Annotated in this window: 11 protein-coding genes and 1 other RNA gene; 10 read left to right on the forward strand and 2 right to left on the reverse strand. The window is 71.2% G+C overall.

Going from position 1 to position 12,577, the window contains the following annotated elements:
- A partial coding sequence (locus tag BG482_RS39280; RefSeq protein ID WP_141746722.1) for an FHA domain-containing protein occupies positions 1-707 on the reverse strand: 707 nt, incomplete at its 3' end.
- Positions 708-1,093: 386 nt separating this feature from the next.
- On the opposite strand from BG482_RS39280, the gene BG482_RS39285 reads away from it, so the two are divergent.
- The 4 genes from BG482_RS39285 to BG482_RS39300 all read left to right on the forward strand — a co-directional run bounded on the left by BG482_RS39285 (position 1,094) and on the right by BG482_RS39300 (position 6,652).
- Positions 1,094-2,782 (forward strand): serine/threonine-protein kinase, encoded by a 1,689-nt coding sequence (locus BG482_RS39285; protein ID WP_069774010.1) that lies wholly within the window; start codon positions 1,094-1,096, stop codon positions 2,780-2,782.
- A 138-nt stretch (positions 2,783-2,920) separates the two neighbouring features.
- On the forward strand, positions 2,921-4,168 hold the full coding sequence (locus BG482_RS39290) for a serine/threonine-protein kinase (RefSeq protein WP_069774011.1): 1,248 nt from the start codon (positions 2,921-2,923) through the stop codon (positions 4,166-4,168).
- A gap of 162 nt (positions 4,169-4,330) precedes the next feature.
- The gene (prfB, locus tag BG482_RS39295; protein WP_069774012.1) at positions 4,331-5,434 is read left to right on the forward strand and encodes a peptide chain release factor 2; all 1,104 of its coding nucleotides are present in this window, start codon (positions 4,331-4,333) and stop codon (positions 5,432-5,434) included.
- Positions 5,435-5,707: 273 nt separating this feature from the next.
- Positions 5,708-6,652, forward strand: a complete 945-nt coding sequence (locus BG482_RS39300; RefSeq protein ID WP_069774013.1) for a hypothetical protein — start codon at positions 5,708-5,710, stop codon at positions 6,650-6,652.
- Positions 6,653-6,761: 109 nt separating this feature from the next.
- Here the strand turns inward: BG482_RS39300 and BG482_RS39305 are convergent, their stop codons facing one another.
- Positions 6,762-6,956 carry a hypothetical protein gene (locus tag BG482_RS39305; protein ID WP_069774014.1) on the reverse strand — a complete coding sequence of 65 codons (195 nt, stop codon included), beginning with the start codon at positions 6,954-6,956 and terminating at the stop codon, positions 6,762-6,764.
- Between the two features lie 237 nt (positions 6,957-7,193).
- Between BG482_RS39305 and ftsE the strand changes: the two genes are divergently transcribed.
- The 6 genes from ftsE to BG482_RS39335 all read left to right on the forward strand — a co-directional run.
- Positions 7,194-7,883, forward strand: a complete 690-nt coding sequence (gene ftsE / locus BG482_RS39310) for a cell division ATP-binding protein FtsE (protein WP_069774015.1) — start codon at positions 7,194-7,196, stop codon at positions 7,881-7,883.
- Between the two features lie 60 nt (positions 7,884-7,943).
- Positions 7,944-8,861: a permease-like cell division protein FtsX gene (gene ftsX, locus BG482_RS39315; protein ID WP_069774016.1), complete on the forward strand. Its 918-nt coding sequence runs from the start codon at positions 7,944-7,946 to the stop codon at positions 8,859-8,861.
- 89 nt (positions 8,862-8,950) lie between these two features.
- The gene (locus tag BG482_RS39320) at positions 8,951-10,129 is read left to right on the forward strand and encodes a S41 family peptidase (protein WP_079142692.1); all 1,179 of its coding nucleotides are present in this window, start codon (positions 8,951-8,953) and stop codon (positions 10,127-10,129) included.
- Between the two features lie 68 nt (positions 10,130-10,197).
- Positions 10,198-10,746 (forward strand): SsrA-binding protein SmpB, encoded by a 549-nt coding sequence (smpB, locus tag BG482_RS39325; RefSeq protein WP_069774018.1) that lies wholly within the window; start codon positions 10,198-10,200, stop codon positions 10,744-10,746.
- Between the two features lie 132 nt (positions 10,747-10,878).
- Positions 10,879-11,267, forward strand: a transfer-messenger RNA (tmRNA) gene (gene ssrA, locus BG482_RS39330).
- A 681-nt stretch (positions 11,268-11,948) separates the two neighbouring features.
- Positions 11,949-12,577, forward strand: a 629-nt coding sequence (locus tag BG482_RS39335) for a hypothetical protein (protein WP_141746721.1), incomplete at its 3' end; no start/stop codon positions are given.

Genomic DNA, 12,577 nt, shown 5'->3' on the forward strand with positions numbered 1-12,577 from the left:
GGGTCCGTGTCCGCGCTCTGCTCCGCCGTCCCGCCGCGGGGCACGCGGACGTGTCCCTCGCCGTCCGGTGTGGTCGGCACCCGGGGGCCGGGGCCGCCGGGCGGCGCCAGGCGCAGGGCCGACTCGCCCACCCGCAGCAGGGCGCCCGGCGTGAGGCGCACGGGGCGGTTCTGCACCGGCGCGCCGTCCAGCGTGGTGCCGTTGGTGGAGCCGAGGTCGGCCACCGTGACCCGGCCCTCGGGCGTGAGCGTCACCGCGCAGTGCAGACGCGAGACGTCCGGGTCGTCGAGGGGCACGTCCGCGTCGGCCGAGCGGCCCACGCGGACCTGGCCGCCGTGCAGGAGATGGACCCCGCCCGCGTCCGGTCCGGCCACCACGTGCAGACGGGCCGGGGCGTCGTCGACCTCGGGATGCGGCTCGGGATCGGCCGGGACGCCCAGGGACAGCACCGCGCCGTCCGTCAGCGGGGGCTCGCCGAGGGTGCAGCGCTGGGCGTCGAGCCGCTCCACGCCCGCGTAGAGCACGACCGCCGCAGCGGACGAGGACGGTGCGGCGCCCTCTCCGCAGACCGCCGCGGCCAGCGCGGACGACACCGCCGCCAGGGCCGTGCCGGCGGGCGCCGTGACCAGCACGTCGCAGCTCGCGGCGCGGGGCCGGGAATCGGCGGGCGCGCCCGCCGGGTCTACGACGGTCAGCCGGATCTGCATCGCCGTCAGCGGTCCCTTCTGCACGGGCGCGGGCTTCCCCCCACCCCACACGAGCACAGCGGCCAGTACTGAAGGCATCCTCGCACCTGTCACTGACAACGCGCCCCTCACCGGAGAACAAGTGATCTTGATTGGTCGGCTCTGCCCGCAAAAGTGCCTGCCGAGTGCGTCACCGACGATCAGTTGAGATCGGTCACGTCCGGCTCCGGCAACCAGGAAGACCGGGTGATGCGTCTTTCCCTCGGAACGAGGACGACCGTGACGACCGCCCCGTGTCCGCACCACGGCACTACAGTGGGTCGGAACACTGGCGGGACAGACGAGCAGGACCTGGCAGGACCTGAGGGTCGGCGAGTCTGGCGAGCAAGCAGCAGGGAGCGCATGACGTGCGGCCGGTAGGCAGCAAGTACCTGCTCGAGGAGCCGCTCGGACGCGGCGCCACGGGCACCGTCTGGCGAGCCCGCCAGCGTGAGACCGCGGGCGCCGAGGCGGCCGTGGCGGGGCAGCCCGGGGAGACCGTCGCGATCAAGGTCCTCAAGGAGGAGCTCGCGAACGACCCCGACGTCGTGATGCGCTTCCTGCGCGAGCGCTCCGTCCTGCTGCGCCTGACCCACCCCAACATCGTGCGGGTCCGCGACCTGGTGGTCGAGGGCGATCTGCTGGCCCTGGTCATGGACCTCGTCGAGGGGCCCGACCTGCACCGCTACCTGCGCGAGAACGGCCCCTTCACGCCGGTCGCCGCGGCCCTGCTCACCGCACAGATCGCCGACGCCCTCGCCGCGAGCCACGCCGACGGCGTGGTGCATCGCGACCTGAAGCCGGCCAACGTCCTGCTCAAGCAGGACGGCGGCCAGATGCACCCGCTGCTCACCGACTTCGGCATCGCGCGCCTCGCCGACTCCCCGGGCCTGACCCGGACCAGCGAGTTCGTCGGCACGCCCGCGTACGTCGCCCCGGAGTCCGCCGAGGGCCGCCCGCAGACCTCCGCCGTCGACATCTACGGCGCGGGCATCCTGCTGTACGAGCTGGTCACCGGCCGCCCTCCGTTCTCCGGCGGCTCCGCCCTGGAAGTCCTGCACCAGCACCTGAGCGCCGAGCCGCGCCGTCCCTCCACGGTCCCCGACCCGCTGTGGACGGTCATCGAGCGCTGTCTGAGCAAGAACCCCGACCACCGGCCGAGCGCCGAGAACCTCGCGCGCGGGCTGCGGATCGTCGCCGAGGGCATCGGGGTGCACGCCAACTCCATGCAGATCGCGGCCGCCGACGGCGTCGGCCATCTGCTCGCGCCCGACCCGACGCCCGCCACGGTGCCGGGCGGCGCCTACGACCCGAACGCCGCGACCAGCGTCCTGCCGCACACGGCGGGCCCGGCGGGCGCCGCCGACCCCACCGCCGTCCTGCCGCACACGGGCGGCCCGCAGGGCGCCGCCGACCCGACGGCCGTCCTGCCGCCGGTGCCGCCGGGCCAGTACGGCGGGCCGGCGCAGCCGCCGGAGCAGCCGCACCCCTGGCAGTCCCAGATGCAGGGCGCCCGCGACCGCAACGAGCAGACCCAGGTCCAGCAGTACCTCGACCCCGGCGACGACCCGCTGCGCCGCCGCCCCCAGCGGCAGGTCTCCCGCCCCCAGCAGCAGCCGCAGCAGCCCTACCGGCAGCAGCCGCAGCAACGACCGCAGCAGCAACAGCGGCCGCAGCAGCCCGGGTACGGGTACCCCGGGCAGCAGCACCAGCAGCAGTACGCGACCCCGCAACCGCAGCAGCCCCAGCAGCGGTACGCGCCGCCGCCCCAGCAGCAGCCGCGGCAGCGGCCCGCCCCGGAGCCCCGGCAGCCGCGCGAGCCCCGGCAGCGCAGCGCCAACCCGATGCGGATCCCCGGCCTGGGCTGTCTGAAGGGCTGCCTGTTCACGCTCGTCATCCTGTTCGTGGCCGGATGGCTGATCTGGGAGCTGAGCCCGCTGCAGGACTGGATCGGCACGGGCAAGAGCTACTGGCAGCTGATCAGCGGCTGGGTCGGCGACGTCACCGGCTGGATCAGCGATCTGGCGGACTCGGCCGGCGGCGGCTCCGGGAACTGACCGCCGGACGTCGCACTCCGCTCCTGACCGCGAGTTTGTGCACTTGTCGACATCTGGCGGGTGATTTCCGTCTCCGCGGTGAAGGTTGGCTCCCAGGACGCGTACTTTGATGGGCAACACGCGTCTGTAGGAGCAGTCTTGGCACGGAAGATCGGCAGCCGGTACACCGCCCACCAGATCCTGGGACGGGGCAGCGCCGGCACGGTGTGGCTGGGCGAGGGACCGGAAGGGCCCGTCGCCGTCAAGCTGCTGCGCGAGGACCTCGCCTCCGACGAGGAGCTCGTGGGCCGCTTCGTGCAGGAGCGCACGGCGCTGCTCGGCCTGGAGCACCCCCACGTGGTGTCGGTGCGGGACCTGGTCGTCGACGGCAACGACCTGGCGCTGGTCATGGACCTGGTGCGGGGCACGGACCTGCGCACCCGCCTCGAACGGGACCGGCGCCTCGCACCCGAGGCCGCCGTGGCGATCGTCGCGGACGTCGCCGAGGGACTGGCCGCCGCGCACGCGGCCGGGATCGTGCACCGCGACGTCAAGCCCGAGAACATCCTGCTCGACATGCAGGGACCGCTCGGTCCGGGCGGCTCGCACCGCGCGCTGCTGACCGACTTCGGCGTCGCGAAACTCATCGACACCCCCAAACGGACCCGCGCCACGAAGATCATCGGCACGCCGGACTACCTGGCGCCCGAGATCGTGGAGGGGCTGCCGCCGCGCGCCTCGGTGGACATCTACGCCCTGGCGACCGTCCTGTACGAGCTCCTCGCGGGCTTCACCCCGTTCGGCGGCGGCCACCCGGGCGCGGTGCTGCGCCGCCACGTCACGGAGTCCGTCGCCCCCCTGCCGGGCATCCCGGACGAGCTGTGGCAGCTGATCGTGCAGTGCCTGGCCAAGGCACCGGCCTCCCGGCTGCGGGCCTCCGAGCTGGCGGCACGGCTGCGCGAGCAGCTGCCGATGCTGGCCGGGATGCCCCCGCTCGACGTCGACGAGCCCGACACCGAGCCGGAGGAGGGCGAGCCCGCCGAGGCCGCTCCCTCCCTGCCCGCCGCCGAGGCGGCCACGGGCCGGGTGCGGCGGGGCTCGGTCCCGCTGGTGCCGAACGCGAAGCCCGACTCCAACCGGGACACCCACACGTCGATGCGGGTGCCCGCGCCGGACGAGCTGGCCGGCGGGGCGCACGGCACGGCCCGGGTGCCCAGGGCCGCGGGCGCGCCGCGTCCGGGGTCCGCACGGAACCGTTCCGCCACCCGACGGCGCCGGATCACGCTCGGCGTGGCAGCGGCGGCGCTGGCGGCCGCGGTCGGGGTCGGCACCTGGGCGGCCACCTCCGGCGACGACGCGGGCGGGAACCCCCAGGACACGAAGAACTCGGCGCCGACGTCGCCCTGACACCCGGTGTGCCGGGCCCTCGGCCGCGGCCACGACCGCGCCCGTGGCGGCGAAGGTGACCGGCCCCTGGCCGTGACCGTGGCCCGCCCGTGACCGTGGCCCGCCCGGTCCGCGGGCGGCGCCCGGCACTGCCCGGTTGGCGGAGCCGTTACGCTGGGAGGCGTGGCAGTCGTCGATGTATCCGAAGAGCTCAAGTCCCTCTCCTCGACCATGGAGTCGATCGAGGCCGTTCTGGACCTCGACAAGCTGAGGGCAGACATCGCCGTGCTCGAGGAGCAGGCGGCCGCGCCGTCCCTGTGGGACAACCCGGACGAGGCGCAGAAGATCACCAGCAAGCTGTCCCACCTCCAGGCCGAGGTCAGGAAGGCGGACACGCTGCGCGGCCGGATCGACGATCTCGCCGTGCTGTTCGAGATGGCCCAGGAGGAGGACGACCCGGACACCCTCGCGGAGGCCGAGGCCGAGCTCAGGTCCGTCAAGAAGGCGCTCGACGAGATGGAAGTGCGCACGCTGCTCAGCGGGGAGTACGACGCCCGTGAGGCGCTCGTCAACATCCGCGCCGAGGCCGGCGGCGTCGACGCGGCCGACTTCGCCGAGAAGCTGCAGCGGATGTACCTGCGGTGGGCGGAGCAGCACGGCTACAAGACCGAGGTCTACGAGACGTCGTACGCCGAAGAGGCCGGCATCAAGTCGACCACGTTCGCCGTGCAGGTCCCGTACGCCTACGGCACCCTCTCCGTCGAGCAGGGCACGCACCGCCTCGTGCGGATCTCCCCGTTCGACAACCAGGGCCGCCGCCAGACCTCCTTCGCGGGCGTCGAGATCCTCCCCGTGGTCGAGCAGACCGACCACATCGAGATCGACGAGTCCGAGCTGCGCGTGGACGTGTACCGCTCCTCCGGTCCCGGCGGCCAGGGCGTCAACACCACCGACTCCGCGGTGCGCCTGACCCACCTGCCCACCGGAATCGTCGTGTCCTGCCAGAACGAGCGGTCGCAGATCCAGAACAAGGCGACCGCGATGAACGTCCTCCAGGCCAAGCTGCTGGAGCGTCAGCGCCAAGAGGAGCGGGCGAGGATGGACGCTCTCAAGGACGGCGGCAGTTCCTGGGGCAACCAGATGCGTTCGTACGTCCTGCACCCGTACCAGATGGTCAAGGACCTGCGTACCGAGTTCGAGGTCGGCAACCCCGAGGCCGTGTTCAACGGTGAGATCGACGGGTTCCTGGAAGCCGGAATTCGCTGGCGCAAGCAGCAGGAGAAGTAGGTTTGTCGATAAGGCAACCGCCCCTCAGGTAGGGGCGGTTGCCTTTTTAGGTCACATTCACAGCACCGACATCGCGCAAAGCCCCCCGACTTGGACATTGCGTGCGCAACGACCTTGACGATGCTTTGAAAAATGGGGAAGGTGCAGTGTGGCATGCGTATCTCCGGGGCGCATGTGAACCGGGGGGCTTTCGGCTACATCGCAGCTACCTCCGTCGATCACAGCCCCGAGCGCGGCCTCATCGACGATTCAGCTACTGGGGGTAGCAACCATATGACGAAGAAGACACGGATCCGGGTCGCGCGCATAGCCGCCGGTGCCGTGATCGCCGCGGGCGCCTCGCTCACTGTCGCCGGGGTCGCCTCGGCCGCCGGTGACGAGGGTGGCCTCAGCGGCCTCGTGTCGACGGCCGGCGGGGACGAAATCACTCCCCAGACGGGCGACGACCCCTGCCCGATCGGGATCTGCACCGTCGGCGGCACGAACTCCTCGGGCGGTGACTCCTCGACCGGCGGCGACTCCTCCACCGGCGGTGACTCCTCGACGGGCGGCGACTCCTCGACCGGCGGCAGCTCGTCCACGGGCGGCGACTCCAGCACCGGCGGCGACGCCTCCGTCGGCGGCGCGGCCTCCGTCGGCGGCGCGGCCTCCATCGGCGGGACGTCCAGCTCCGGCGGCGACTCCAGCACGGGCGGCTCCACCACGACCGGTGGCAGCTCGACCACGGGCGGCTCCACCACGACGGGTGGCGGCTCCACCACCGGAGGCTCGACCACGACGGGTGGCGGCTCCACCACGGGCGGCTCGGCCACGGGCGGTTCCAGCTCTACGGGTGGCAGCTCCACGGGCGGTTCCGCCACCGGCGGTTCCACCACGGGTGGTTCGGGCTCCACCGGTGGGGACGACTCCACCGGCGGTTCGGGTTCGGGCTCCACCGGTGGCTCCGCGACCGGCGGTTCGGGCGGTACCGGCGGCTCCACCGCCGGAGGTACCGGCACCGACGGCACCTCGACCCAGGAGGTCGGCAGCTCCGCGCTGACCGACACCTCGGCCGTGGCCGCCGACAACACCGCGCAGGGCGGTGGCAAGGAGCTCGCCGAGACCGGTGCCGGCCAGACCACCTTCCTGATCATCGGCGCCGCCACCATGATCGCCGGCGGCATCGGCTTCCGCGTGCTGCCGCGTCTCGCGGCCGGCCGCGGCGGGGCGACCGCCTGACGCCGGGTAGTCGCACCCGTACGTGACGTGCACGCGAAGGGCCCGGAGCGATCAGCTCCGGGCCCTTCGTGCGTTGCCGTCCGCTCTCAGGCGGACCGGTCGTCCGGTCTCAGGCGGTCTGGTGGGCGAGCAGCGCCACCGCCGCGACCAGCACGGCCAGCAGCGCGATCAGCGCCATGGGGTTCAGATTCGCGAGGAAGTTCTCCTGTTGCTGCAGCCGCTCGCGGTTCGCGCGGCACACAGGGCACCGGCCCTCGCTCACGGGCGCAGCGCAGTTAGCGCACACCAGCCGGTCGTACGTCATGCGCCTCGCCCTCCTTGCACCGGTTCCATGGACACAACGCTTCGGGGTACGGGAACGTTCCCCCTCCACTGTGCCAGGTTCCTCCGGGGCCCGCGCGGCTCACCCGAAGAGCGGGGGGCATACAAAGTCCCGTACAAAAACGCACAAGCCCCACCCAACCCTTCCCGACGCCTGCGCCGCCCTCCCCGGTTCGCGTATGGTCACGCTCATCTACCCCCGGCGACCCGTGGTGCATCCGTGATCCGATTCGACAACGTCTCCAAGGTCTACCCCAAGCAGACCCGCCCCGCACTCAGGGATGTCTCCCTCGAAGTGGAGAAGGGCGAGTTCGTCTTCCTCGTCGGGTCCTCCGGCTCCGGAAAGTCCACTTTCCTGCGGCTGGTCCTTCGCGAGGAGCGCACCAGCCACGGCCAGGTGCACGTCCTGGGCAAGGACCTCGCCCGCCTCTCCAACTGGAAGGTGCCGCAGATGCGCCGCCAGCTGGGAACGGTCTTCCAGGACTTCCGGCTGCTGCCGAACAAGACGGTGGCGGAGAACGTCGCCTTCGCGCAGGAGGTCATCGGCAAGTCCAAGGGCGAGATCCGCAAGTCCGTGCCGCAGGTGCTCGACCTCGTCGGACTCGGCGGCAAGGAGGACCGGAGGCCGGGCGAGCTGTCCGGTGGCGAGCAGCAGCGCGTGGCCATCGCGCGCGCCTTCGTGAACCGGCCCAAACTGCTGATCGCGGACGAGCCGACCGGCAACCTCGACCCGCAGACCTCCGTCGGCATCATGAAGCTGCTCGACCGGATCAACCGGACGGGCACGACCGTGCTGATGGCCACGCACGACCAGAACATCGTGGACCAGATGCGCAAGCGCGTCATCGAGCTGGAGCAGGGCCGTCTCGTCCGTGACCAGGCGCGCGGCGTCTACGGCTACCAGCACTGACCGCTCCCGCCATCGCGCCCGCCCCGGCGGGCGTCCCCGGAAAGGCCTGAACAACACGCCATGCGCGCCCAGTTCGTACTGTCGGAGATCGGCGTAGGTCTCCGCCGCAACCTGACGATGACCTTCGCCGTCATCGTCTCCGTCGCCCTGTCCCTGGCGCTCTTCGGCGGGTCGCTCCTGATGAGCGATCAGGTCAACACGATGAAGGGCTACTGGTACGACAAGGTCAACGTCTCGATCTTCCTCTGCAACAAGAGCGACGCCGAGTCGGACGCCAACTGCGCCAAGGGCGCGGTCACCGCGGACCAGAAGAAGCAGATCAAGTCCGACCTCGACAAGATGGGCGTCGTCGAGAAGGTGACGTACGAGTCGCAGGACGACGCGTACAAGCACTACAAGGAGCAGTTCGGCGACTCCCCGCTGGCGAGTTCCCTCACGCCGGACCAGATGCAGGAGTCGTACCGCATCAAGTTGAAGGACCCGGAGAAGTACCAGGTCATCGCGACGGCCTTCGACGGACGCGACGGCGTGCAGTCGGTGCAGGACCAGAAGGGCATCCTGGACAACCTCTTCGGGCTCCTCAACGGCATGAACTGGGCCGCGCGGGCGGTCATGGCTCTGATGCTCGTGGTGGCCCTGATGCTGATCGTCAACACCGTGCGCGTCTCGGCGTTCAGCCGGCGGCGCGAGACCGGCATCATGCGGCTCGTCGGCGCCTCCGGGTTCTACATCCAGGCGCCGTTCATCGCCGAGGCCGCGGTCGCCGGTCTCATCGGCGGGACGGTCGCCTGCGGCTTCCTGGTGATCGCCCGGTACTTCATCATCGATCACGGTCTGGCCCTGTCCGAGAAGCTGAACCTGATCAACTTCATCGGCTGGGACGCCGTGTTGACGAAGCTTCCGCTCATCCTCGCGACCAGCCTGCTGATGCCCGCACTGGCTGCGTTCTTCGCGCTGCGCAAGTACCTGAAGGTGTGACGCACGCGCCCCGGAGTGTGACGCACGCCCCGCGGGGCCGTACGGTCAACCGACCGTACGGCCCTTCGCGTTCCCCTAGACTCACCGCCATGTCAGGCCGCGACCTGTTCTGTCAGCCCCGCCGTTTCGGCCGCGGGGCCGCCCTGACATTGGTGTTCGCGAGCGTGCTCGTCGCCGGGGCCGCGACGGGATCGCTGCCGCAGCAGTGGGCCGAGGGCCACGCGGACTCCTCGGGCGCGGCTCGCTCCACCGCCCCCGCCGGACATGCCGAGGACGTGACGCGGGCCGCCGAGGAGGCCGCCGCGGACGGCAAGTCCCCGATGGAGGCCGCCGAGCGCGCCGTCAGCCGCAGCGGCGACCGCTGGGCGGCGGTCTACTCCGCGGGCGAGTACGAGGAGTTCGAGGACTCCCTCGACGGCCGGTACACCGGCGTGGGCCTGGAGGCGCGGCGCGAGCGGGACGGCCGGATCGAGGTGACCAAGGTCCAGTCCGGGTCTCCCGCGGCCGATGCGGGGGTGCACACGGGCGACCGGTTGCGCAGCGTCGACGGACGGCCCGTGGACGGCCTCCCGGTCACCGACGTCGTCTCCTTACTGCGGGGTGACATGAAGGACGCGCCCGCCGGCACCGTCGTCCGTCTCGGCCTGGAGCGCGGCACGCGCGCGTGGACGCAGACCCTGCGCCGGGCGCTGCTGTCCACGGATTCCGTCACCGTCCACGAGCTCTCCGGCGGCATCACCGTCATCACCGTCGCCGCGTTCACCAAGGGGGTCGGCGACAGCGTCCGCAGCGCCGTCGAGCACGCCCCGCCCGGCGCGGGGATCGTGCTGGACCTGCGCGGCAACTCCGGCGGACTGGTCACCGAGGCCGTCGCGGCCGCGTCCGCCTTCCTCGACGGCGGCCTCGTCGCCACCTACGACGTCGACGGCGACCAGCGCGTCCTGCACGCCGAGGCCGGCGGCGACACCGTCCGTCCGCTGGTCGCGCTCGTCGACGGCGGCACGATGAGCGCGGCCGAGCTGCTCACCGGCGCGCTGCAGGACCGGGGCCGCGCGGTCGTGGTGGGCTCGCGCACCTTCGGCAAGGGCTCGGTGCAGATGCCGCGCCGGCTGCCCGACGGCTCGGTGGCCGAGCTGACCGTGGGGCACTACCGCACCCCTGCCGGCCGTGCCGTCGACGGCCGGGGCATCACGCCCGACCTGGAGGCCGACGACGGGGCGCTGAAGCGGGCGGAGACCGTGCTGAGCGGGCTGGGCGACGCGTCCTGAGCGTTCCGCGGGCGCTTGCGTAATCGGCTTTCCCTCGGACCGCCTCCGGATGCGAAAATGGCGGGACTATGAGCAAGGGAATGTACGTACCGAAGGAATCCCAGCCGAAGCAGGGCGGGGCGGCCCCCACCGGCAAGGTCAAGGACGGCAAGCGCAAGATCGTCGCGCAGAACAAGAAGGCCCGGCACGACTACGCGATCGTCGACGTCTACGAGGCGGGCCTCGTCCTCACCGGCACCGAGGTGAAGTCGCTGCGCCAGGGCCGCGCCTCGCTGACCGACGGCTTCGTCCAGATCGAGGGGAACGAGGCGTGGCTGCACGCCGCTCACATCCCCGAGTACAGCCAGGGCAGCTGGACCAACCACTCGGCGCGCCGCAAGCGCAAGCTGCTGCTGCACCGCGAGGAGATCGACAAGCTGGCGGTGAAGTCCGAGGAGACGGGTCACACGATCGTGCCTCTCGCCCTCTACTTCAAGGACGGCCGGGCCAAGGCCGAGATCGCGCTCGCCCGGGGCAAGAAGGAGTACGACAAGCGGCAGACCCTGCGCGAGAAGCAGGATCGCCGGGAGACGGACCGGGTGATCGCGGCGGCCAAGCGCAAGCAGCAGCACGCGTAGCCCGGCGGGCACGGCCGCCGGGACTGCGGCCGCCGTGAATGCAGTGGCATCGACGGGCGTCGGTCACGTACGATGGCCTGTGTGCCCCGCAGTGGGCACGGGCCCTCCTCGGAGGGATTGAAAAAACAACATGGGGATGATCGGTTTCGACAGCGGCTGTCGAAGCAGGGGAAGCGTGTCGAGGAAGCGGCAATGATCTCGTAAACCATATGTCGCAAAAAATAATCGCCAATATCAAGAGCGATTCCCAGTCCTACGCCCTCGCTGCCTAATAAGCAGTGAGTGTAGGACCCATAATGGGTGTCAGCCCGGAAGCGTTCCCGATCCGGATCCTGGCATAATCTAGGGGACTAAACCATTGAGCTCGGTCACGGGGCTCAATGGGAAATCAAACAGTGACTGGGCCCGTCGGCGACTTGTTCGCGTGATCGCCGGGGCCGAGAAAATCACAGCGAACTGCACACGGAGAAGCCCTGATTCTGCACCGTTGGACGCGGGTTCGATTCCCGCCATCTCCACTCATCCCATGTGACATGAAGACCTCGCCCCCTCAGGGGGCGGGGTCTTCTGTGTTTGGGCCGGGGCGCTGACGCCGGCCGGCCGGGAGGGCCTCCGGGGCGGCGGCTCTCCAAATTCCGGAGGAAACGGTTATTTCGTTTCTGATGGCAGGGAGCTTTCCGGCCATGCCTGGACGGACGCCCTCCGGCCCCTCGAGTCGGCCGCTTTGTCCCCTGTGTCACCCGCGCGGCGAAAGGGGCTGGTCCCTCGGTTCGCGACGCCCTTCTGGGCCTCACCCGCGGAGGCGAAAGCTCCGGAACGGGTTCTCGGCGGCCCGCCAATGGGTGATTTTCAGCCATAGGCATGAACATGACTTCTGACCATAAATGACACATCGCGAACACAGGGCCCATGCCTGCGCTAGATTCATCGACCTGAGCGCAATGGGGTAAATGGGGCGCGAGAGCCGGGTGGGGGCCTGGTTTCATCGGCTGTGCTCAGGGTCGTAGCGCACCCGGAACTGTTCCGTGGGGGGAAGTGCGCAAGTGAAGAATTGGCGAGAAGACGCCCAACCGAAGTGGCCCGAGGCGGCGCCGCCGACCCGGGACGTGCCGGTCGTGGGGGCAGCATCCCAGAGCTTTTCCGGGGGCGGAGGGCAACCACTGATGTCCGCGCCGGAAGAGAGCGGAAGATACCGGTCCTTGATGGACGTACCACGTGAAAGCGGTTCCCTGGTGACCGCGAACACCTCGAACAGCCTTTCCGAAAACGAACGGTCGAGCGATCTCCGGGATCCCTGGGGGGAGCTCCCCGGCGGCACGGACGGCGAGGACCGCGACGCGGGCGAGGTGACGGTCCAGCTCGATCCCCTGCAGGGGCGGCCCGACGGTGGGGACGCCGCGTCCGACGTCCCGGTGTTCGTCGACGAATCGGGCCGGCGCAGCCGCACGTTCCGTCGTATCGGCATCCTCGTGGGCACCGCCTGCGGGGCCTACGCCGTGATCATCGTGGCCGCCCTGCTGTCGGGCAACGCCGGCGCACCCTGGTTGCCGCTCCCGGTGCCGGGCCAGGGCGACGACAAGCCGGCGGCCGGCAAGGTCGACAGCACGCCGGCGCCCGACGGCTCCGGCACCCCGCGGCCCGGACGGCCCGGGTCCGGGCTGCCGGCCGGCGCGGGGGCCACCGCCTCCGCACCGGGCGCGGCCTCGGGCAAGCCGGGGGCCGGCGCGGCGCCGGCGGCCTCGGGCAGCGCGGCTCCGTCGGCCGGTGCGTCCGCCGTGAAGCGGCCGGCGGCGAGCGGGTCCGCCCGCCCGAGCGCGGGCCCGACGGCCTC

Origin of the sequence: Streptomyces sp. LUP30 (assembly GCF_001746365.1) — a bacterium.
Classification (GTDB): domain Bacteria; phylum Actinomycetota; class Actinomycetes; order Streptomycetales; family Streptomycetaceae; genus Streptomyces.

Coding starts and splice junctions, on each gene's coding strand:
- BG482_RS39300 (WP_069774013.1), top strand. CDS start 5,708: ATGACGAAGAAGACACGGATCCGGGTCGCGCGCATAGCCGCCGGTGCC.
- BG482_RS39305 (WP_069774014.1), bottom strand. CDS start 6,956: ATGACGTACGACCGGCTGGTGTGCGCTAACTGCGCTGCGCCCGTGAGC.
- ftsX (WP_069774016.1), top strand. CDS start 7,944: ATGCGCGCCCAGTTCGTACTGTCGGAGATCGGCGTAGGTCTCCGCCGC.
- BG482_RS39320 (WP_079142692.1), top strand. CDS start 8,951: ATGTCAGGCCGCGACCTGTTCTGTCAGCCCCGCCGTTTCGGCCGCGGG.
- smpB (WP_069774018.1), top strand. CDS start 10,198: ATGAGCAAGGGAATGTACGTACCGAAGGAATCCCAGCCGAAGCAGGGC.